Origin of the sequence: Rhodopseudomonas boonkerdii (assembly GCF_021184025.1) — a bacterium.
GTDB classification, from domain to species: domain Bacteria; phylum Pseudomonadota; class Alphaproteobacteria; order Rhizobiales; family Xanthobacteraceae; genus Tardiphaga; species Tardiphaga boonkerdii.
Genome location: NZ_CP036537.1, coordinates 1,391,696 through 1,413,433, shown reverse-complemented (window position 1 = coordinate 1,413,433; position 21,738 = coordinate 1,391,696). Strand labels below are relative to the sequence as shown.

The window sequence follows — 21,738 nt, the reverse complement described above, 5'->3', positions numbered from 1 at the left end:
TCAGTTTTGCAGAAAAAGGAGGTGCGGCTGGTTATGCCCGGTTGGCCCGGAACTGCTCAACGATATGGGCATGACGATCGGCCCCCGCTGCTACCAGCAACCCATGCGTGACGTCCAGGCGATTGTATTGGATGAGATCGCCCGAAAGCTCGCTCATTCTACCATTCGCTTCATGCACGATCAAATCCGCAGCCGCCAGATCCCAATCCCGGCTCTGCCCGCCGGCAAAGGCCGCATCCAGCCGCCCATTGGCAATCCAGCACAGCCGCAACGCCAGCGATCCGATCCGCGGATGCAACGCCAGGTCCTGGCGCGGGTGGGTCAAGCGCTCCACCAGAGGCTTGGGGCCGGCGACGCGGGAGAAATCGAGCGCGACACCCGACGAGGCCTGGACGGGCCGGCCATTACAGGTGGCGCCTTGCCCGCGCGCCGCCAGAAAAAATTCATCTGTGGACGGTGCATACACCGCAGCCATGATGGGCCGATGACGCTCGACCAGTGCGACACAAACGCACCAGTCCTCACGGCCGGCGAGATAGCTGCGGGTGCCGTCGATGGGATCGATGATCCAGGTCAGCCGCTTGTCGAGGCGGGTGTCGTCATCGGCGCTTTCCTCCGACAGCCAGCCATAATCCGGCGTGGCGGCGCGCAGGCGCTTCTCGATCAGGTCGTTGAGCGCGATATCGGCTTCCGAGACCGGCGACGATTCGCCCTTGATCCATTTACGCAATTCAGTGCGGAACATCGTGAGACCAAGCATGCCGGCCTCGCGAACGGTCTGCTCCATCAGCGCAAAATCGCGCGCCAATTGTGCGGATTTATCAGCGTCCGGCAATCGTCAGTCCCTCGACGCGCACGGTTGGCGCGTTGACCCCGTATTTGAACGTAAGGTCATTGGCCGGGGTCAACGACTTGAACATCTCGAACAGATGGCCGGCTATAGTGATCTCGCTGACCGCGTAAGTCAGCTTGCCATTCTCGATCCAGAAGCCGCCGGCACCGCGGCTATAGTCTCCGGTGACGCCATTGACGCCGGAGCCGATGAGATCGGTGACGTAAAAGCCTTCCTTGATGTCGGCAATCAGATCTTCGGGCGAGACCTCGCCGGCCTCCATATGCAGATTATAGGCCCCCGGCGACGGCGAGGACGAGACGCCACGATGGGCGTGGCCCGTCGTCTGTAGTCCGAGTTCGCGCGCTGTGGCGCAATCGAGCAGCCATGTGGTCAGCACACCCTCGTCAATGATCGCACGCCTCACTGTGGCGACACCTTCGGCATCGAAACTCTGCGAGCGCAGGCCGCGCACGCGCAACGGGTCGTCGACGATGCGGATCTTGCTGCCGAATAACTGCTGGCCGAGGCTGTCCTTCAGGAAAGTCGTCTTGCGCGCCACGGACGCGCCATTCGCTGCACCGATCACATGACCGACCAGCGAATTCGAGACGCGGGGATCATAGACCACCGGCACCTTGCAAGTCGCGACCTTGCGCGGATTGGCACGCGCAACCGTACGCTCGCCCGCGAGCTTACCGACAGCGGCAGGCGAAGCGAGGTCCGATGCATGCAGTGCCGAGGAGAAATCGTAGTCACGTTCCATATTGGTGCCGTCGCCGACGATCGCCGTCATCGACACCCCATGGCTGGAACGCAGATAGGAGCCATGGAAGCCGGTCGAGGTAACCAGCACCATGCCACCGATACCCGTCGAGGCCGATGCGCCGCCGGACTTGGTGACACCCTTCACTGCCAGCGCTGCTTCTTCCGCCTCGATGGCCCGACGCTCGAGCTCGCCGACCGACGGCACGACGGGATCGAGCACGTCGAGATCGGGAAATGTCTTCGCCAGCAGATCGGGATCGGCAAGGCCGACATATTTATCGTCGGGCGCGACGCGCGCCATTGCCACCGCGCGCTCCGCAAGTTGCGCAGCATTATCGCCGGACATGTCATTGGTGGAGATCACGGCCTGACGCTGCCCCACAAAGACGCGCAGCCCAACGTCGTCGCCTTCGGAGCGCTCCGAAGCCTCGACCTTGCCGTCGCGCACCTCGACGCCATGCGAGACACCGCGCACCGCGACCGCATCGGCCGCATCGGCGCCTGCACGCTTCGCTGCCTCGACCAGGCGTTGCGCCAGATTGGATAATGCGGATTGATCGAGCAGGTCAGAATTGTCGGATCGACTGGACGATGCGTTTGGTGAAGAGATCACGAACAATATCCCTGGATTTGAACCCGTCGGGGCGGCTGCGGCCAAGCTCTACAGATGTGCCTGTTTTGCAGGGATTTCAAGCATTTGCCACACGGGTTCAATCGAATTTTCAAACCCGCGGCAAGAACTCGTCAAGCATTCCGGTTTGGCATTCGTCAAGCATGCGATCCAGGTCGCATTCTCTTAACCAGCCTTTTTAAGCTAATTCGGCGCGCCCTCTGGCAAGCTCCTCCCATCGACCGGGAGCATAATTCCGGCGGGGAGATAAAAAGCCGTGAGGCATCAAACAGCAACCGAGGCTTCGGCCTCACCATCGACCGTGGGATCGAGCAGCACCGTGCGGCTCGATCCCCACTCACTACCGCTTCGTTTCGAAGCGCATGATACCCGCGCCGACGGCAGCATTCGGCGTGTCGAACTGCATCGCGAGCGCGTCGTCCTGCACCGTGCCGTCCGCGGCATGCGCATGGCAATCAATGTGCGCGTCAGCGATTTCATGGGTGTCGCGCTGCGCGGTCTCGACGACGGCAAGATGCTCGTGCTGAAGCATCGCGACCCGTCATTGTCGATCCCGCTGCTCGTGAGCTCGGACATGGAGGAGATCGAGATGGCCTGGCCGATGTGGAGCGAAATCTTCGCTCTTCCGCAATTGCCGGAAGAGAAAGCAGCCGAGCCGGCGCAGCGCCGCCGTCGTCGTAACGCTATTCGCGAACGTCGCCCGAAATTCCTGATGCGCCGCCGCGTCGGCGCATTGCTCAACGCGCCCGGCAGCTACAAGGGCGAGCGCGAGATCATCGCGCGGAATTGAGGAATCGTAGGGCGGATCAGGCGAAGCCGTAATCCGCCGCTCTTTGTCCTACACACTCGGTCGGCGGATTACGCTTCGCTCATCCGCCCTACGCAGCCCGCATCATCGCATCCACCAGCAGTCCCGCAAACAACAGCAGTCCCGCATCCCTGTTCGACTTGAACAGCCGCAGGCACAGCGCGGAATCCTTGATGTCGATGCGCGTGATCTGCCAGGCGAGATGCGCAGCAAAAGCGATCAGACCGATCCATGCCGGCCAGCCTGCGCCGCCGAGCCGCAGCGCAACGCTGATCAATGCGACAGCCAGACCGTAAAAAACGATCAATGCCGATTGGGTGCGTGCACCAAACAGCAACGCCGTCGACTTGATGCCGATCAGCGCATCGTCTTCTGTGTCCTGATGCGCGTAGATCGTGTCATAGGCGATCACCCAGCAGATCGAGCCGGCATAGAGCAGCAGCGCCATCGCATCGATACGGGCGAAGACGACGGCAAAGCCCATCAGCGCGCCCCATGAGAACGCAAGGCCGAGCACGCTCTGCGGCCAATAGGTGATGCGCTTCATGAAGGGGTAGGCTGCGACGATCGCCAGCGAGGCGATGCCGGTCGCAATCGCAAAACTGTTGAACTGGAGCAGTACGACGAGGCCGATCAGCGCCTGCAGAACGAGCCAGGCGAATGCCTTCTTCGCCGTCACCTGCCCCGCCGGGATCGGCCGCGAGCGGGTACGCTCGACCTTGGCATCGAGATCACGATCGGTGATGTCGTTCCAGGTGCAGCCGGCGCCGCGCATGACGAAAGCGCCGATGAAGAACAGCACGATCATCTGGAGCAGCTGATCGAGCCGCCCCGCAACGCCGGAGGCGAGCGCCGCGGACCACCAGCATGGCATCAGCAGCAGCCAGGAGCCGATGGGGCGGTCGAACCGCGACAGCCTCAGATAGGGGCGCGACCACAGAGGGGCTACGCGATCGACCCAATTGTTGGCGGTCGCATCGGCAACGCGAGCAGCCGCGTCGCTCATCGGGTGAGAACGTTGCCGTTCAGCGTATCGAAGGTGGTGCCGCCGCTCTTGCGCGCGGTGGATGCGTCGGGCAGCGAGGCCGACGAGCCAAGCACATCGCTGAGACGCGGCGCAGCGACCGGGCCGCCACCACCGCCACCGCCTCCACGTGCAACGGCGCAGACCTTCTGGCGCATGCCTTCGGTGTTCTTGTGACCAGCCTGCATCTGCGAGGCGACATTGTCGGGAATGCCGCACTTCGTCTTGTTGGCCTTGATATAGTTGATCATCTTGATCTCGCTCTGCGAGAAGGCAGAGATGAGCTTACATGCTTCGTCGGGTGGCGCACGGCGCTCGCTCGCAGCCTTGATTGCGGCACCACGCTTCTCGGCTTCCTGACGAAGCGGCATGAAGCCCTTCATACAATCGTCACCACCGGGCGGACCCGCCTGCTGCTCTGGCGGCGGCGCAAAGCCGCCACCGAACGGCGCGGCGCCGCCCGATGGAAATGCGCTCGGCGCTGCCGCGGCCGGTGCGCCGCCGACGGGCGGGAATGGAGATGCAGCCGCAGGCGCAGGCGCAGGCGCACCGTTCACGGGCGGAAACGGCGATGCGTTCGCAGGCGCGGCGCTCTGGCCCGGCAGCGGCGCCGGGAACGCGCCCTGCGCATAAGCACCAGCGATATGCATCGCGAACGCGGCCACAGCGAGTGGCGCAATGAAACGGCGGATGATCACAGATTTTCCTCCGGCAGCACACGCCCACCAAAACGGGGCAGAAGCCATCCTGATTCAGGCACTTCTACGATTCCTGCCAAGCCTTAACAACCCACCAATAAACGGCCGATTTGGGCAGCAGCGCGGCGCCGTGCCGCGATCGGCGCATGGCATTTCGCCGCAACTGCGGTAAAGCATCGGCCTTGAATGGAACATGAACCATGCCGCAATCGGATTTCCGCAGCCCCCGCCTCTATGTTGACGCAAGCCTTGCGACGGATGCGGCCATCGCCCTCGACCGCAGCCAGAGCAACTATCTCGGCAATGTCCTGCGCCTGAATGCGGGCGATCCGGTGCTGGTCTTCAACGGCCGCGACGGCGAATGGCAGGCCGCCATCGCCGCTGGCAAACGCGCCGACAGGCTGTTGGTTCTCAAGCCGATGCGCGCGCAGGACCGGCTGCGCGACGTTACCTACGCCTTCGCACCGCTGAAACATGCGCGCCTGGACTACATGGTGCAGAAAGCCATCGAGATGGGCGCGGCTAAGCTGCAACCGGTGATCACGCGCTATACGCAGGCGAGCCGGGTCAATACCGAGCGCATGCGCGCGAATGTGGTGGAAGCCGCTGAACAATGCGGCATTCTCAGCATCGCGGAGGTCGCCGAACCCTTGAATTTCGGCAAGTTCCTGGATCAGCGCGACAGCAACCGGCTGCTGATTTTCTGCGACGAAGCTGCAGAAGTCGCCGATCCGATCGCCGCCCTGGCCGGCGCGCGCGCTGCTTCGGCTGGCGGAATCGACATCCTGATCGGACCCGAGGGCGGATTTGCCGAGGAAGAACGGGCACTTCTGTTGAAGCAGCCAAACATTCTGCGGCTGGCGCTGGGGCCACGGATCATGCGGGCGGATACCGCGGCGGTGGCTGCACTGGCGGTGACCCAGGCTGTGCTGGGCGATTGGACTACCCAGCCGTAGGACTTCAATTAATCCACTTTCCCAAAGATGGTCGAAACGTCGCCAGCGGCGTGCTAAGGGCTGCGCCAGACGCTACACAATTGGAATCGCTGGACTTCGAGATGACCAAACCCGCCTGGACGGACACCCTGCTGCACTCGTTTGCCGAGGCGGGCTATGTTCATGCGTCGCCGGCGATTTTGCAGCCGGCGGAGCCGTTTCTCGACCTTTCCGGCGAGGATATCCGCAAAAGCCTGTATCTGACGACGGATTTGTCGGGTGAAGAACTGTGCCTGCGGCCGGATCTGACGATTCCGGTGGCGCGGGACTATCTCGCCTCGACAGCGGCCGGGCAGCCGGCAGGGTTCAGTTATTTCGGCCCGGTTTTCCGCTATCGCCATGGAAAACCTAGCGAATTCCAGCAAGCCGGGATCGAGTCCTTCGGCCGTCCCGATCGCGCCGCTGCGGACGCCGAAATGCTGGTCCTGGCATTGAATGCTGCGGCCGCACTGGGGCAACCCAGTGTCGAAATCAAGACGGGCGACGTCGCCCTGTTCGCCGCCCTGATCGAAGCGCTGGACCTCTATCCGGTCTGGAAACGCCGCCTGGTGAAAGATTTCAACCGCCAGGCGAACCTTGCTCAAGACCTCGACCGGTTGACCCTGGCCGAGTCGCCGGTGCGGAACGAGTACGAAGGCGTTCTCGCCGCCCTCGCCGGTTCCGACCGCAAGGCGGCGCTGGCGCTGGTCACCGATCTCATGTCGATTGCCGGAGCAACCAATCTCGGCGGCCGTTCGGTCGCGGCAATCGCCGACCGCTTTCTCGAACAATCGACGCTCAAGGGCGGCGCGCTGCCGAAGGATGCGCTGGGGCACATCAAGCGCTTCCTCGCCATCGCGGGCACGCCCGACGATGCGGTGGCCGAGCTGCGCAAGCTGGCGGCGGACGCGAAGCTCGATCTCACGGCGGCGATCGACGAATTCGAACAGCGTATCGGCTTCATGGCTGCCGGTGGCATCGACACCGGCCGGATCCAGTTCGCCACCGCCTTCGGCCGCGGGCTCGACTACTACACCGGCTTTGAATTCGAGCTGCACGGCATCGGCAATGGCATCGAGCCGCCGCTGGTCGCAGGCGGTCGCTATGACAAGCTGCTGTCGCAACTCGGCGCACAAAATCCCATTCCTGCCGTCGGCTTCTCGATCTGGATCGACGCGTTCTCCTCGCGCGCGGGAGACGCGTCATGACATCACCTTTCGTCGTCGCCGTCCCGTCCAAGGGACGCCTGCAGGAAAATGCGGAAGCCTTCTTCAGCCGAGCCGGACTGACACTGACAAAAGCAGGCGGAGCGCGCGATTATCGCGGCACCATCGCCGGCCTCGACAATGTCGAAATCGCCTATCTCTCCGCCAGCGAAATCGCAGCGAACCTCGCACGCGGCGCGGTGCATCTCGGCATCACCGGCGAAGACCTGCTGCGTGAGAACATCGTCGATGCCGACAAGCGCGTGGCGCTGATCGAAGGCCTCGGTTTCGGCCGCGCCGATGTAGTCGTTGCCGTGCCGCAAGCGTGGATCGACGTACGCACCATGGCCGATCTCGACGACGTCGCCACCGGGTTTCGCGCCCAGCACAATCGCCGCATGCGCGTCGCGACCAAATATATCAACCTTACGCGCGCCTATTTCGCCGCGCATGGCGTGATGGACTATCGCATCGTCGAAAGCGCCGGCGCCACCGAAGGCGCACCGGCCACCGGAACCGCCGAGCTGATCGTCGATATCACCACCACCGGTGCGACGCTGGCTGCCAACGGCCTCAAGGTGCTCGACAACGGCGTAATGCTGCGCAGCCAGGCCAACCTCGTCGCCTCGCGCGATGCCGACTGGTCGCCGGCCGCGCGCGAAACCGCACGCGTGATCCTCGATCACATCGCCGCCCGCGCCCGCGCCAGCAAGTACAAGGAAGTGCGCACGCGCTTCGCCGGCTGCAACCGGGCGCTGCTCGACGAGGCACACAACCGCTTCGGCGTGGTGTCGCCGTTCGGCGGCCCGACCTCGTCCGGCATGGTGACGCTGCACTGCCCTCCGGCGCAGATCTACGCGCTGGGCAGTTTTCTGCGCGACCACGGCGCGGACACCGTCTCGGTTGCCTCGCTGGATTACGTGCTCGACCGCGAGAACCCGCTGTTTGCGAAGCTCGAGGCGTTCTTGCGGTAGAACGAAACAGCCGCTCGTCATTGCGTGGAGTGAAGCGAAACAACACATTCCATTGTCATCGCCCGGCTTGACCGGGCGATCCAGTAAACACTGGAAACGCGGTTTATCACTGCCGTAAGTGTTTACTGGATCCCCGCTTTCGCGGGGATGACAGGTGGAGTTGACGGCGGCGAACCAAATAGCGGCCTACTCGATTAATTGGATTCCTTCTCGATGATGCTGGGCAGTGACGTTTCCGACCTCACCACCGACGCGCGCACTGCGGCTGCGCAGGGCCTCTCGCTGGTCGTGCCCTGCTACAATGAAGCGCCCGGCCTCGCCGCGCTGCACGACAAGCTCGTCAGCCTCGCCCGCACATTGAAGGCGCGCTACGGCCTTGCCTGCGAGGTCGTCTATGTCGATGACGGCAGCCGCGACGACACGCTGAAGATCGCACAGACGCTGCCGCCCGACGACATCGACGTGCAGGTAATCTCGCTATCGCGCAATTTCGGCAAGGAAGCCGCGCTGATGGCCGGTCTCGATCACGTCAAGAAAGGCGCCGTGCTGTTCATGGATGGCGACGGCCAGCACCCGCCGGCATTCGTCGAGAAACTGGTGCATCACTGGATCGTCGATGGCTATGACGTGGTTTTCACGGCCAAGGCGCATCGCGACAATGAAAGCTTCCTGCTCCGCACGGCCGTGCGCGGTTTCTATGCGCTGATCAATTGGGGCGCGCGCACGAAAATCCCGGAAGATGCCGGCGACTTCCGCCTGCTCTCCCCGCGCGCCGCCGCAGCACTCCGGCAGCTTCCCGAGCGCAACCGCTTCTTCAAGGGCCTCGCCACCTGGATCGGCTTCCGCCAGCTCCGCGTCGATTACGAGCCGCAGCCCCGCGCCCATGGCGTGTCGTCGTTCAACCCGAAAGCACTGATCGGCCTGTCGATCGAAGGCCTCACCTCGTTCTCGGTGGCGCCGCTGCGACTCGCCAGCATGTTCGGCGTGCTGTTTGCCGGCGCGGCCTTCCTGTTCGGCATCTCGATCCTGTGGGAGACGATGGTCGACGGCAAATCCGTGCCCGGCTATCCCTCGATCATCGTCGGCGTGATGACCATCGGCGGCGTGCAGCTGATCATGATCGGCGTGCTCGGCGAGTATATCGGCAAGATCCTGTCCGAACTGAAAGGGCGGCCGGTCTATTTCATCGCCGAACACAGCGTGAAGCCATCGGCGCCTGAAGCTGCGGCTACGCTCGCACCCGGCGGCGCGGCTAATGCCGCGCCTGGTCGGACTGCAGCGGAATGAGCGGCGGCATGCCGCGAAAAATCACGCTCTGCGCCGACGACTACGGCATGAGCCCTGGCGTCAATCGCGGCATCCGCGAACTGATCGCGCGCAAGCGGCTGAATGCGACATCGGTGATGGTTGTCGGCCCCGCCATCGGCCGCGACGACGTGAGTGCGTTGCAGGGCGTCGTCGCCATGAACCGCGACTGCGCCATCGGCCTGCATGTGACGCTGACGTCGCCGTTTCATCCGCTGACCATGCATTATCGTCCGCTGCTGGACGGCCTCTTCCTGCCGCTGGGCAAGATGCTGCGGGCAGGCGCGTTGCGCCGGCTCGATCCCGAAATGATCCAGGGTGAAGTCGCAGCGCAGATCGCCAAATTCGTCACGCTGTTTGGAGCGCCACCCGCTTATGTGGACGGCCATCAGCATGTGCAGACTTTTCCGCAGGTGCGCGATCCATTCCTGCGCGCCGTGACAGCCGGAGCGCCCGGCGCCTGGGTGCGCCAGTCCGGGCGCGTGCATCCGCTGTCGCAGCGGCTTGATGCGCCGAAGGCGCTGTTGCTGGATACGCTGAGCGCGACGTTTCGCAAGCGGGCGGCACGGCTCGGCGTGGCGTACAATCCGGGCTTTGCCGGCGCCTATGATTTCGCGAAAGCCCCGGATTTCGGTGCGCTGATGGCGCGGTTTCTCGACGGCCTGCCCGATGGCGGCCTCGTGATGTGTCATCCCGGTTATGTGGACGATGTGCTGGTCGATCTCGACCCGTTCACCGACCAGCGCGAGCGGGAATATGCGTATCTGGCGAGCGATGATTTCGTGCGGTTGCTGGACGAGAAGAAGGTGACGCTCTTTTGACTTCTCCCCGCTTGCGGGGAGAAGGTGGCGTCGCAACGCGACGACGGATGAGGGGGCTCTCCACACGCTGCGGCGTGCGTGGAGGCCCCCCTCACCCGCCGCCCACATGCTCCGCATGTGAGCAGCGACCTCTCCCCGCAAGCGGGGAGAGGTGAAAGGTCGCATAACTAAATTTAATCCGCCGGGCACTATTGCCGACACAAAGCGTCATTACATGCTGCGTGCACTCCAAGGGTGCGCCAAGACAACGAGGACGCCATGACACCGCAAGAACGCCAACTGGTTGACGATCTCTTTGACCGGCTCAGCAAGGTCGAAGGCGGGCCGCGTGACCCCGATGCGCTGGACGCCATCGCGCAGGGCCAGCGCAAGGCGCCGAATGCCGTCTACGCACTGGTGCAGACGGTGTTGCTGCAGGACGAGGCGTTGAAGCGCGCCCATGACCGCATTCAGGAACTGGAGCGCGGCGGCGCGCCGGAACCGGCGCCGCAGGGCGGTTTTCTCGATTCCATGCGCGATGCGCTGTTCGGAGGCGGCCAGCCGCAAGGCGGCGCTGCCCCGCGCGGCTCCGTGCCGAGCGTGCGCCCGGCCGAGCCGGCCCGGCCCTCGTGGAATACCGGTCAGGTGCTCGGCGGTCAGCCGCAGGGCGGCTATGGTCAGGGCGGTTACGGCCAGCAAGGCGGCTACGGCCAGCCGCCGATGGGCCAGCAGCCATTCGGACAGTCACAGCCGCAGGCCGGCGGTGGCGGCGGCTCGTTCCTCGGCACAGCTGCTGCGGCGGCGGCCGGCGTGGTCGGCGGCTCGCTGCTGCTCAACAGCATCCGCGGCATGATGGGCGGCAGCCATCAACAGGGCCTGAGCGACGCCGCCAATGCCGGCGGCAGAAGTCCGTGGGGGAGCGACTCCGGATCGTCCGGCGGAAACCTCGCGGATCAGGCAGGCGTCAACGACATCGGATCGAACCGGCAGGGCTCCGGCAATTTCGATCAGGCGCAATATGACCGCGACCAGCGCCAAGCCGATTACGACCAGGATCAGGACCAGGATCAGGACGATGGCGATTACGACGCCATGGACATGGATTCGGACGACAGCGATTACGCGTAAGGCGGCTGCCTTAACCTCTCCCCGCATCTTGCGCGGGGAGAGGTCGATTTGGCGAAGCGAAGCGCAGCCAGATCGGGTGAGGGGCATGGCACAAGGCCAACGCCGGACTCACAACCATCGAATCGAAGAACTTCTGAGGGATTGAGCAACGTATCGGAGCCATCCGATGGCGCGCGTATGCTGCATACGCGTGCCATGCCCCTCACCCGCCCGGCTTCGCTGCGCTACGCCGGACGACCTCTCCCCGTCAAGAACGGGGAGAGGTTAAGAATGGCACGGCGCTTTAAATCACCACGACCTTGGCGCCGACATTCACGCGGCCGTACAGATCGATCACATCTTCATTGCGCATGCGGAAGCAGCCCGACGACACATTCGTACCGATGGTCCAGGGCTCGTTCGAACCGTGAATGCGATAGAGCGACGAGCCCAGATACATGGCACGCGCGCCGAGCGGATTTTCCGGACCGCCTTCCATGTAGCGCGGCAGATCGGGACGCCGCGCCAGCATCTCCTTCGGCGGAGTCCACGACGGCCACTCCTTCTTCGCCGTGATCGTCTTCACGCCCTGCCAGGTGAAGCCGGGACGGCCGACGCCGATGCCGTAACGCATCGCCTTGCCGCCATCCTGCACCAGATAGAGAAACTTGTTCGCCGTGTCGACGACGATGGTGCCCGCGCCTTCCCTGCCGTCATAGGCGACGGTCTGCGGCAGATATTTCGGGTCCATCGCCGGACGCGCCGGATCAATGGACTCCTCGCGCTGATACATCACACGCTGGTCCGGCTCCATCGGCGGCAGCATGCGGCGGCGCGGCTCATAGGAATACTGCGCATCCGGCGCGCTCCGATAGCTCGGTCCATAGTCCGAACCATGGGCGCCGTCGCTGAACAGGAACTCGATGAAGCCGCCGCCCAGATTGCCACGCTGGCTGGCGACGCGCTGCGGCGCCGGACGCTGCACCGGCGCGGCATAGATGACTTCGGGCTGGGCGTAAGGCGTGACGGCGTCGATCGCCGCCGCAGGGACTGCATTCACAACGACAAAGGATGCACTCGCAAGGAGCGCACAGGTGAGCTTTCTGAACATCGACGTACTCTTTACTGTTTCGTCGCGCGCTTCAGGCGAGCGCTGTCAGGCATCGAGTTAAGGTTAAAATCGCCTCGCTTTGGTAAACGAAAACACCGTTTCGATTCACCACGTCATCGATGTCAGCGGTTCTCATCCTTAGCGTTACTTTTGCATGAACGCCGGACAGCCATGGTTAATCACCTGTTCGCGTCAAATGCGTCGAACTACACAAGCACATGTTCCGCGTGAACCCCGCGTTAAAACTCGCTGGTATAAGACACTCCGGATATTTGTTGAGTTGGGGGGCACAATGTCTGTTCGTCGCAAACGATTTCGCATTGAAGAAGTATTCGGCACGCCTGCTTCCGCTACCGAGAGCGATGGTGGCGAGTCGATGCCGATGCATCGCGAGATCATGGCCGAACTGCGCGCCATCCGCGCACAGATGGCGGCGCCCGCATCGGGATACAATGCCGTGACGGACGAAGTCGGCGCTGCCGCGCAGAAGCAGATCGAGGAAGCACAAGCCCTGCTCGCCACCTATCGCGCGCAGATCGAGCAGTGCGAAAAGCTGAAGATCGAACTCGACCTCATCCACGACGCCATCACCCGCACCAAGCAGGAAATCGCCGTGTTGCACGGCAAGAGCTTCGACGGCGAAGAGATGGCCAAGGTCAATGGCGAACTCGGTGCGGTCGTCGGGGGCACCGAGGAAGCCACCCAGCAGATTCTCGCTGCGGCCGAAGCCATCGACAACGCGGCGGCTGCCGCCGGCAAGGTCGGCTCTCCCGAACAGCAGCGGCAATTGCTGGAAGAGATCAGCGACAATGTCGTCTCGATCTTCGAGGCCTGCAACTTCCAGGACCTCACCGGCCAGCGCATCAGCAAGGTGATGAACACCATGAAGTTCATCGAAAATCGCATCATCGCGATGATGGACATCTGGGGCGGCGTCGACGAGATCAAGGCGCATGCGCCGGCCAAGATCGACAATCGCAGCGATGACGAGAAGCTGCTCAACGGCCCGAAGCTCGACGGCGACGACGGCCACGCCTCGCAAGACGATATCGACGCGCTGTTCAACTGAAGCGCAGACGCAGGACGGATGACGCTTCGCTCATCCGCCCTACGATCGAAATCGACGTTCAACGCCGGGCATCGCCCGGCGTTTTGATTCCGAGGAAGCATCCGAGCACGACCAGCGCCGCTACCGCGCCGAGAACGAGCACGCCGCGATCCGGCAGCGTCTGCACCGCCGAGGCGACGACGAAGGGCGCGAAGGCCTGCACGAATTGCGCGGGACGCGCGATGCGGCCGATGACACGTCCATAGCCGACGGGGCCGAACATCAGCAGCGGCAGCGCGCCGCGGGCGATGGTCATCACGCCATTGGCGGCGCCGAAACCGATGGCGAACAGCGCCGCCACCGGGAATGACACGCCGAGCAGCGCCAGCAGCGCGAAAGCCGACGCTACCAGCACCACGGCGCCGCGGGCGATCCACAACGGATGCGTGCGCTTCGCCAGGACAAAATCGGCAAGGCGCGAGGCGACCTGGGCGGGGCCGAACATGGCGCCGACCGCCACCGCCTCGGCGGCGCCAAGGCCACCACGATCGAGCAGCGCGAGCAGGTTCGAGGTGACGCCGGACAGAATGAAACTGTAGAGAGCGAAAGCGGTGGCGAGCAGCAGGAATGCCGCTCCAGCCGGCGGCAGGAAGGCTTGCGCCGGCGCGGCGGCGGTCTGCGGGACCGAAACCGGCATGTCCGCAACATGACGCGGCAGTGCGAACGCGTGCAGCGGGGCGACGACGAAGGCGAATACCGCGGCGAAGGTCAGATACGTCCCCTGCCAGCCGAGTTTGGCGAGCAACAGATGCGTCGCCGGCCAGCCGACGGTGGAGGCAAAACCGCCGGCAAAGGTGACGAAAGTGATCTGCCGGCGCGCATTGGCGCCGAAGATACGGGTCAGCGTGGCGAAGGCGGGGTCATAGAGATTGGTGGCCATCGCCGTGCCGAGCAGCAGCCAGCAGGCGAAATAGGCGACGGGATGCATGGCGACGGGCATCAGGGCGAGGCCGAGCGCGCCGGCAAGCGCGCCGGAGGCCATCACCACATTGCCGCCGTGACGATCGATCAGGCCGCCCACATAAGGCGACAGCAGGCCCGACGTGACGAGGCCAAGGGTGAAGCCGGCCATACCGAACGCCAGCGACCAGCCATGGGCCGCAGTCAGAAGCGGCATAGTCAGTACGGGTGGGTAGATCAGGATTCCCCAAGTGAGGATCTGCGTGAGCGCCAGAACGACAACGGCGCGGCCCGGTCCGAAAACGAGGTCGCGCCATGCGGTCATGCTTCACCAGCGGTGTTCCCTCTCCCGCTCTTGCGGGGGAGGGAGAAGGGGAAAGCCGCCGATCTTTCAGAAGAACTTACGCCCTTGGCGCGCAGCGGACATAGACCATGTTACCGTAACGAACGGCGGCATCCTTGTCGATGAACTTGGTCACCAGAATCCGGCCATCGAAGGAGACGATCTCGCGGTCCTGCGGATTGCCGGCGGGGCCGGGCGGGCCGATATAATTCTTGCCGCTCGGCGAGCCCTTGAGGCGCAGCTCCTGCGGGGTCGCCTCGTCGGCGAGATGCATCATGACGCCTCCGGTCGGGCCGGCGCCGATGATGTAAGGGTTCTTGCACTGGCCGCGGGCGGCATTCTCGGTGCGGACGCGGTCGGCCGGATTCATGTAGGAGGCGAGGCCCCAGCGGCCGACGATCTCTTCCGAACGGATGGAGGCCGGCATTTCTGGCGCCGGCGGCGGTTCGGCCGGCGGCGGCGGTTCGGAATTGCCGAAGCTGAAACCGCTGAAACCGCCCGTCGAACACGCCCCGAGCAGCAAGGCCGTGGCAGAGACGATCGCCAGATTGGCGACCGGGCGGGCGTAGCGTGACTTGATCATATCATCCCCTGAGCAACATCCCCGACTGCCCGTCCCAAGCAGCGAAGCGTAAAAAACCTGTCGAAGCAACGGCCCCTGTCATGACCGCAGGATCCCGGAGACCCCGGTGTCATGATGGCGTTACGCCAACATGGTTTCCAGACCATCCCATATTGGCCTCACCAAGGCCTTAACCCTCTTTATCGCCTCCGAGGGTTACGGCATGGCGCCAATGCGGCCTTGCTTGACTCATCCGGCGTTCGGCCATATCCCCGAGCCGCCCGATTAGCACTCTCGGCGAGAGATTGCTAAGCCCGGCACCCACCGTGCCGGACGCGCCATCGCCCTCGCCGAGGCCGTGCATTCTACAACCAACCCGAGGATTTCCCTATGGCCAAGACCAAGTTCCGTCCGCTGCACGACCGCATCGTCGTCAAGCGCATCACCGCCGACGAAAAGACCAAGGGCGGCATCATCATCCCCGACAGCGCCAAGGAAAAGCCCTCCGAGGGCGAAGTGATTGCCGTGGGACCGGGCGGCCGCGACGAAGCCGGCAAGCTGATCCCGATCGACATCAAGGTCGGCGACAAGGTGCTGTTCGGCAAGTGGTCGGGCACCGAGATCAAGCTCGACGGCGAAGAACTCCTCATCATGAAGGAGTCGGACATCATGGGCGTGGTGGGCTAACCCACATACTCTCCCCCCAAACTCGGTCCTCACCCTGAGGAGGCGGCACAGCCGCCGTCTCGAAGGATGGACCACAGACAATTCCCCATCAGCTCACCCTTCGAGACGCGGGCAAGTGCCCGCTCCTCAGGGTGAGGGTTCATACCCAGGAGCACCATCACATGGCAGCCAAAGACGTTAAATTCGCCGGCGACGCACGCGACCGCATGCTGCGCGGCGTCGACATCCTCGCCAACGCCGTCAAGGTCACGCTCGGTCCGAAGGGCCGCAACGTCGTGATCGAGAAATCGTTCGGCGCCCCGCGCATCACCAAGGACGGCGTCACCGTCGCCAAGGAGATCGAGCTCGAGGACAAGTTCGAGAACATGGGCGCACAGATGCTGCGCGAAGTCGCCTCGAAGACCAACGACAATGCCGGCGACGGCACCACCACCTCCACCGTGCTCGCCCAGGCGATCGTCCGTGAAGGCGCCAAGTCGGTTGCCGCCGGCATGAACCCGATGGACCTCAAGCGTGGCATCGACATCGCCGTCGCCGCCGTCATCAAGGACATCGAGAAGCGCGCGAAGCCGGTCGCCTCGTCCGCCGAAGTCGCCCAGGTCGGCACCATCTCGGCCAATGGCGATGCCGCCATCGGCAAGATGATCGCCCAGGCGATGCAGAAGGTCGGCAATGAAGGCGTCATCACTGTCGAAGAGAACAAGTCGCTCGAGACCGAAGTCGACATCGTCGAGGGCATGAAGTTCGATCGCGGCTATCTGTCGCCCTACTTCGTGACCAATGCCGAGAAGATGACCGCCGAGCTGGATGACGCGTACATCCTGCTCGTCGAGAAGAAGATCTCCAGCCTGCAGGCGATGCTCCCGGTGCTGGAAGCCGTGGTGCAGTCGACCAAGCCGCTGCTGATCATCTCGGAAGACGTGGAAGGCGAAGCCCTCGCCACCCTCGTCGTCAACCGCCTGCGCGGCGGCCTCAAGGTTGCGGCCGTCAAGGCGCCGGGCTTCGGCGATCGCCGCAAGGCCATGCTGGAAGACATCGCGATCCTGACCGGCGGCCAGCTGGTGTCGGAAGATCTCGGCATGAAGCTGGAAAGCGTCACGCTGGCGATGCTCGGCCGCGCCAAGAAGGTGGTGATCGACAAGGAAAACACCACCGTCGTGGGCGGCGCTGGCAAGAAGCCGGCCATCGAGGCCCGCGTCGGCCAGATCAAGGCGCAGATCGAGGAAACCACCTCGGACTACGACCGCGAGAAGCTGCAGGAGCGTCTGGCCAAGCTGGCCGGCGGCGTGGCCGTCATCAAGGTCGGCGGCGCGACCGAGGTCGAGGTGAAGGAAAAGAAGGACCGCGTGGATGACGCGCTGAACGCCACCCGTGCGGCAGTTCAGGAAGGCATCGTCCCCGGCGGCGGCACCGCCCTGCTCCGCGCCAAGAAGGCCGTTGGCAAGATCACCAACGCCAATGCGGATGTGCAGGCCGGCATCAACATCGTGCTGAAGGCGCTGGAAGCACCATTGCGCCAGATCGCCGAGAACGCCGGTGTCGAAGGCTCGATCGTCGTCGGCAAGATCCTCGACGAGAAGTCGGAGACCTTCGGCTTCGACGCCCAGAACGAAGTCTATGTCGACCTCGTCGCCAAGGGCATCATCGACCCCGCCAAGGTCGTGCGCACCGCACTGCAGGATGCCGCCTCGGTGGCCGGCCTGCTGGTGACCACCGAAGCCATGGTCGCCGAGCTGCCGAAGGAAGCCGCCCCGGCGATGCCGGGCGGCGGCGGAATGGGTGGCATGGGCGGTATGGGCGGCATGGGCTTCTAAGCCCGGCGCTTTCGCACCATCACTCACGACATCGAAGGCCGCCTCCGGGCGGCCTTCTTTTTCACCTCTCCCCGGTGGAGTGGGGGAGAGGAGAGTGAAGAAGAGCTTCACCCCAAGGCCTTCCCCGCCCGGCATAGTTCTGATTCAATCCGCGGATAATCTGACGCGACCAGAATCGTCACCCGCGTCGATATTTCAGACACGTCCAAAGGCTTTTCCATGCGCGCGCTTCAATTCGGCCTGCTCGGCCTCGCTGCAACGGCATCCCTCGCAACCATCAACCTTGCTGCAGCACAGATGAAGGCGGCACCGAAGAACCAGGTGATTGGCTCCGAAGTGCGCTACTTCACTTCCATCGACGGATTGATGGATGGCAATGCCGACGTGATCCTGAAGGAGACACGGCAGGGCAAGACCGTGACGGCGGCAACGCTGGACGTCTGCTATCCCGCCGACAAGGCCACCGATCGCAAGGACCGCTTCGTCGCCAATCTCACGGTGAACGGCGGGACCCTGTCGGGCGCGACGCAGACGCAGATCGACAAATTGCCGGTGACGGTGAAGATCAACCGCCGGCCGACCGGCGACACGTTCGAGTTCAAGGGACAGGTCACCATCGGCCAGACCACCACCAGCCTGACATCAGCGGACAACGCCGACCAGAGCGAGAAAGAGTTTCAGGAAAACCAGGCGAACGAGGAGAGCATCGCATCTGCGCCGCAGGATTTTACGGAAGTCTCCCCGGAATCCGTCGCGGTGAAGATCAAGCTGGAGGCGGCGCTCGACTTCGTGCGCTCGCTGCGTGGTCAGAGCGTGGAAGTATCGCTCTCCAGCCTCTCGGTGAGCTGCGACGCGCTGCGCGCGGGCGAGCAGGTGATCAATCTCTCGGTCGATCCGGAACGCGCCGCGGAGTTCGTCGCCAAGGCGAAGACCTATCCCGGTGTCGTCAATGCCGGCTGGACGGCGGGAGCGATCGACATGGAGCGCACTGTGCGCTTCGATGCAGCCCCCTGGAAGAGCGGCGACAAGATCGACCGCAACAGGCTGGCGAGCACCCTTTCTGCCGTCCTCGCCAAGACCATGGGCGCGAAGCCGTCCGCAACGTCATGGGACGAGGAAACCGGCAAGCTGAAGCTGAGCTTCAGGCGACCGAGCCAGGTGATGCCGGCACTCGAGCTGACGGAGAATGTCGAGGTGAGTGCCGTGGCGTCGCCGGACAAACCCGGCGCGACCGACAAGATGATCCTGTGGATCTCGACGCCATCGGTAACCACGGTGGACGAGGCATCGGGCGCGAAGCTGGCGCTGGCGGAAGCGCCGGCCACGGATGAGGAGAGCGACCCGCGCGACGATAACGGCGCGGTGGCGGCCGTGGCTGCGGAATTCAAGGCGCAGCGCTGGGATACGGAGAAGACGGGGTGGAAGTGAATTTCACTCTCGCCTGTCATCACCCCCCCTGGCGCGCAATTGCGCGCTTCGAGCGGGTGATCCAGTATACGGCGACCGATCTGACCTAACACAACTGACAGTGCCTACTGGATCGCCCGGTCGAGCCGGGCGATGACAGGGCATGCGGACCTTAATTCGTATTCAACCGAAACCGCAGCGTCTTCGGGCCGATGAAGGTCACCACATCGCCGCGCCGCTGCCAGTTGGTGGCCGCGCCCAGATCCGCCAGCAGCTGATCGTCCAGCACCACTTGCGCCTCGCTGCAACTGCGGTTCGCCATCGCGCCCGGCACGAATACCACCGTATTGCCAGCGACCGAGAACTGCCCCTTGCCGCCCTTGCACCACAGCTCCACCATCGCCTCACCGGCATCGCCGATCTCGAGATTGGGGAGGCGCTTCGAACCCGGCATACGCTGCGCGTCGAGGGTCATTTCGAGACCGAACGGAAAATCGTCGGCGCCCTGCGCCGGCAGCGAGAACAGGAGCGCGGCAGCGGCCAAAGCGGCGCGCAGCAGTGTCGTATTGGAAATCATCTGATGTCCCGGTGGTGGAAAGGGTCGGCAGCGCTCGCGCGGTTCTACGCGCGGCGGAGGGACTTGACCAGAAAGGTCGGGACACAATGTGGCGGGGCGGAGAAATTCCCCGTCGCCTTGCGACGACGGGGTGTGACCTTATTCGTCATTGCGAGCGCAGCGAAGCAATCCAGAAGCCAAGTGAAGAAAGACTGGAGCTTCGTCGCTATCGCTCCTCGCAATGACGACAACCTACTTCAGCACCATCAGCGTGAACGGATAGACGTAGGCCTGCAGCATCACGAAGGCGCCGACCATGCAGGCCAGCACGATGGAGTGCCAGAACACGAAGCGCAGGATCGAGCCCTCATGCCCGAACCAATTGGTGGCGGTGGATGCCACCACGATGGACTGCGCGTCGATCATCTTGCCCATCACGCCGCCGGATGAGTTCGCTGCGCTCATCAGGATCGGCGACAGACCAAGCTGTTCGGAGGTGATCTTCTGCAGGTTGCCGAACAGCACGTTCGATGCCGTATCCGATCCCGTCAGCGCGACACCGAGCCAGCCGAGCAATGTGCCGAAGAACGGATACAGCACGCCCGTGGCGGCGAAAGCGAGACCGAGGGTGGCGTCAACGCCGGACAGGCGCGTCAGCGTGCCGATGGCGAGCATCGCCGAAATGGTGATCAGCGAATAGGCGCAGATCCTGATGGTGCGGCCATATTCCGCGATCATCTTCAGCGGCGAGAAGCCCATGATGAAGCCGGAAATGATCGCCGCCAGCAGCATGCCGGTGCCGGTATAGGACACATAGGTGAAGGCGAACACCGCGCCTTCGGGGGTCGGCTTCGCGGCCACCGGCGGCACCTTGTTGATCATGTTGTGCAGCTCGGGCACCGGATAGTTCCAGGAGAAAATCGGATTGACGATTCCCTTGAACCAGTTGGTGCCCCAGATCAGCAGGATGATGCAGAGGATGATCCACGGCGTTAGCGCGCTCCACACCTGGGCCGAGGTGAGCGACGTGGTGTCGAGCGGTTTGGCAGGCGGCGCCGTGGCGGCCGAGTCGTCGCGCACGCGCAGCTTGGCGGAGGTCCAGATCGTCTTCGGCTGCCAGACCTTGAGGAACAGGATCAGCACGCCCATGGAGATCAGCGAGGCGCCGATATCGACGATCCATGGATTGATGTAGTTGGAGATCACGAATTGCGGCACCGCGAAGGAGACACCGGTGATCAGGATTGCCGGCCAGACTTCCTTCATACCCTTCCAGCCGGCGAAGGCCCACACCACCCAGAACGGCACGATCAGTGAGAACACCGGCAACTGACGGCCGACCATGGCGCCGAGGATGAAGGGATCGAAGCCGGTGACGGTGGCGAGCCCCTGGATCGGCGTGCCGAGCGCGCCGTAAGCCACCGGCGCGGTATTGGCGATCAGCGACAGGCCGGAGGCGGCGAGCGGCGAGAAGCCGAGGCCGATCAGCACGGCGCCAGTGACGGCGACCGGCGTGCCGAAGCCGGAAGCGCCCTCGAAGAATGCGCCGAAGGAGAAGGCGATCAGCAGGATCTGCAGGCGGCGGTCGTTGGTGACGCCGCCGATGGCACGCTGCAAAATCTCGAAGCGACCGCTATCGACCGTGAGCCGATACATGAAGATGACGTTGAGGACGATCCAGCCGATCGGGAAGAAGCCGGTGACGACGCCGAGCACCGATGCGCGGATCGACATATTGGCCGGCATGGTGAAGGCATAGATCGCGACGAGGTTGGCGAGCACCAGCGCGATGACGGCGGCGATATGCGCCTTCACTTTATTGGTAGCGATCAGCACCAGCAGAATCACCACCGGAATGGCGGCGACCAGCGTCGAGAGGGTCGCATTGTCGAATGGATTGTAGACCTGATTCCACATGGTCCGTTCCCCCAGTGTTTTTACGAGCAGCGTGTTATGCAGCCGCCGGCAGGAAGCGGCATCTTGCTGATTGTTTACTTGCGAGGGGGCCGGCGATCAGCCAAAGCCGATCCACCAACCATGATCACTGACTGGAAGCCCCCATGGCTACGCGCCGGCCATCGCCTTCCCTGCATGCTAGGGTCAATCACAGTTTCGCGACAAGGT

General features: G+C 63.7%; 20 protein-coding genes. 11 read left to right on the top strand and 9 right to left on the bottom strand.

What is annotated here, in order from left to right; translation table 11 throughout:
• Positions 1-31 precede the first annotated feature (31 nt).
• Positions 32-835 carry an inositol monophosphatase family protein gene (locus E0H22_RS06560; RefSeq protein ID WP_430715223.1) on the bottom strand — a complete coding sequence of 268 codons (804 nt, stop codon included), beginning with the start codon at positions 833-835 and terminating at the stop codon, positions 32-34.
• Positions 822-2,213 (bottom strand): TldD/PmbA family protein, encoded by a 1,392-nt coding sequence (locus tag E0H22_RS06555; RefSeq protein ID WP_233024841.1) that lies wholly within the window; start codon positions 2,211-2,213, stop codon positions 822-824. The genes E0H22_RS06560 and E0H22_RS06555 overlap by 14 nt, the downstream gene beginning before the upstream one ends.
• A gap of 274 nt (positions 2,214-2,487) precedes the next feature.
• Between E0H22_RS06555 and E0H22_RS06550 the strand changes: the two genes are divergently transcribed.
• Positions 2,488-3,021 (top strand): DUF6101 family protein, encoded by a 534-nt coding sequence (locus E0H22_RS06550; protein WP_233024840.1) that lies wholly within the window; start codon positions 2,488-2,490, stop codon positions 3,019-3,021.
• A gap of 88 nt (positions 3,022-3,109) precedes the next feature.
• Here the strand turns inward: E0H22_RS06550 and ubiA are convergent, their stop codons facing one another.
• Both ubiA and E0H22_RS06540 read right to left on the bottom strand, forming a co-directional pair.
• Positions 3,110-4,045: a 4-hydroxybenzoate octaprenyltransferase gene (gene ubiA / locus E0H22_RS06545; protein ID WP_233024839.1), complete on the bottom strand. Its 936-nt coding sequence runs from the start codon at positions 4,043-4,045 to the stop codon at positions 3,110-3,112.
• Positions 4,042-4,761 (bottom strand): hypothetical protein, encoded by a 720-nt coding sequence (locus E0H22_RS06540; RefSeq protein WP_233024838.1) that lies wholly within the window; start codon positions 4,759-4,761, stop codon positions 4,042-4,044. The genes ubiA and E0H22_RS06540 overlap by 4 nt, the downstream gene beginning before the upstream one ends.
• Before the next feature lie 200 nt (positions 4,762-4,961).
• Here E0H22_RS06540 and E0H22_RS06535 point away from each other — a divergent pair, with 200 nt between their 5' ends.
• The 6 genes from E0H22_RS06535 (at position 4,962) to E0H22_RS06510 (ending at position 11,147) form a co-directional block, all read left to right on the top strand.
• Entirely contained in the window at positions 4,962-5,717 is a 756-nt protein-coding gene (locus tag E0H22_RS06535; RefSeq protein WP_233024837.1) for a 16S rRNA (uracil(1498)-N(3))-methyltransferase, read from the top strand.
• A gap of 101 nt (positions 5,718-5,818) precedes the next feature.
• The gene (locus E0H22_RS06530) at positions 5,819-6,943 is read left to right on the top strand and encodes an ATP phosphoribosyltransferase regulatory subunit (RefSeq protein ID WP_233024836.1); all 1,125 of its coding nucleotides are present in this window, start codon (positions 5,819-5,821) and stop codon (positions 6,941-6,943) included.
• Positions 6,940-7,914: an ATP phosphoribosyltransferase gene (hisG, locus tag E0H22_RS06525; RefSeq protein WP_233024835.1), complete on the top strand. Its 975-nt coding sequence runs from the start codon at positions 6,940-6,942 to the stop codon at positions 7,912-7,914. The genes E0H22_RS06530 and hisG overlap by 4 nt, the downstream gene beginning before the upstream one ends.
• 213 nt (positions 7,915-8,127) lie before the next feature.
• Entirely contained in the window at positions 8,128-9,201 is a 1,074-nt protein-coding gene (locus E0H22_RS06520; protein ID WP_430715222.1) for a glycosyltransferase family 2 protein, read from the top strand.
• Positions 9,198-10,040 carry a ChbG/HpnK family deacetylase gene (locus tag E0H22_RS06515; protein ID WP_233024834.1) on the top strand — a complete coding sequence of 281 codons (843 nt, stop codon included), beginning with the start codon at positions 9,198-9,200 and terminating at the stop codon, positions 10,038-10,040. The genes E0H22_RS06520 and E0H22_RS06515 overlap by 4 nt, the downstream gene beginning before the upstream one ends.
• 258 nt (positions 10,041-10,298) lie before the next feature.
• Positions 10,299-11,147: a DUF2076 domain-containing protein gene (locus E0H22_RS06510; protein WP_233024833.1), complete on the top strand. Its 849-nt coding sequence runs from the start codon at positions 10,299-10,301 to the stop codon at positions 11,145-11,147.
• 283 nt (positions 11,148-11,430) lie between these two features.
• On the opposite strand, the gene E0H22_RS06505 is transcribed toward E0H22_RS06510, so the two are convergent.
• On the bottom strand, positions 11,431-12,237 hold the full coding sequence (locus E0H22_RS06505; protein ID WP_233024832.1) for a L,D-transpeptidase: 807 nt from the start codon (positions 12,235-12,237) through the stop codon (positions 11,431-11,433).
• Between the two features lie 292 nt (positions 12,238-12,529).
• On the opposite strand from E0H22_RS06505, the gene E0H22_RS06500 reads away from it, so the two are divergent.
• Positions 12,530-13,306 (top strand): protein phosphatase CheZ, encoded by a 777-nt coding sequence (locus E0H22_RS06500; RefSeq protein ID WP_233024831.1) that lies wholly within the window; start codon positions 12,530-12,532, stop codon positions 13,304-13,306.
• 58 nt (positions 13,307-13,364) lie between these two features.
• Here the strand turns inward: E0H22_RS06500 and E0H22_RS06495 are convergent, their stop codons facing one another.
• A complete protein-coding gene (locus tag E0H22_RS06495; protein ID WP_233024830.1) occupies positions 13,365-14,570 on the bottom strand; it encodes an MFS transporter in 1,206 nt (401 codons plus the stop codon).
• A gap of 76 nt (positions 14,571-14,646) precedes the next feature.
• Positions 14,647-15,171, bottom strand: coding sequence for a hypothetical protein (locus E0H22_RS06490; protein WP_233024829.1), 525 nt, complete (start codon positions 15,169-15,171; stop codon positions 14,647-14,649).
• 369 nt (positions 15,172-15,540) lie between these two features.
• Between E0H22_RS06490 and E0H22_RS06485 the strand changes: the two genes are divergently transcribed.
• The 3 genes from E0H22_RS06485 to E0H22_RS06475 all read left to right on the top strand — a co-directional run bounded on the left by E0H22_RS06485 (position 15,541) and on the right by E0H22_RS06475 (position 19,079).
• Positions 15,541-15,837, top strand: a complete 297-nt coding sequence (locus E0H22_RS06485; RefSeq protein ID WP_233024828.1) for a co-chaperone GroES — start codon at positions 15,541-15,543, stop codon at positions 15,835-15,837.
• A gap of 161 nt (positions 15,838-15,998) precedes the next feature.
• The gene (gene groL / locus E0H22_RS06480; RefSeq protein WP_233024827.1) at positions 15,999-17,651 is read left to right on the top strand and encodes a chaperonin GroEL; all 1,653 of its coding nucleotides are present in this window, start codon (positions 15,999-16,001) and stop codon (positions 17,649-17,651) included.
• Positions 17,652-17,870: 219 nt separating this feature from the next.
• Positions 17,871-19,079, top strand: a complete 1,209-nt coding sequence (locus tag E0H22_RS06475; protein WP_233024826.1) for a hypothetical protein — start codon at positions 17,871-17,873, stop codon at positions 19,077-19,079.
• Between the two features lie 151 nt (positions 19,080-19,230).
• Here E0H22_RS06475 and E0H22_RS06470 read toward each other — a convergent pair whose 3' ends face one another.
• Both E0H22_RS06470 and E0H22_RS06465 read right to left on the bottom strand, forming a co-directional pair.
• Entirely contained in the window at positions 19,231-19,635 is a 405-nt protein-coding gene (locus E0H22_RS06470) for an META domain-containing protein (RefSeq protein WP_233024825.1), read from the bottom strand.
• Positions 19,636-19,866: 231 nt separating this feature from the next.
• Entirely contained in the window at positions 19,867-21,531 is a 1,665-nt protein-coding gene (locus tag E0H22_RS06465) for an L-lactate permease (RefSeq protein ID WP_233024824.1), read from the bottom strand.
• Between the last annotated feature and the right edge of the window lie 207 nt (positions 21,532-21,738).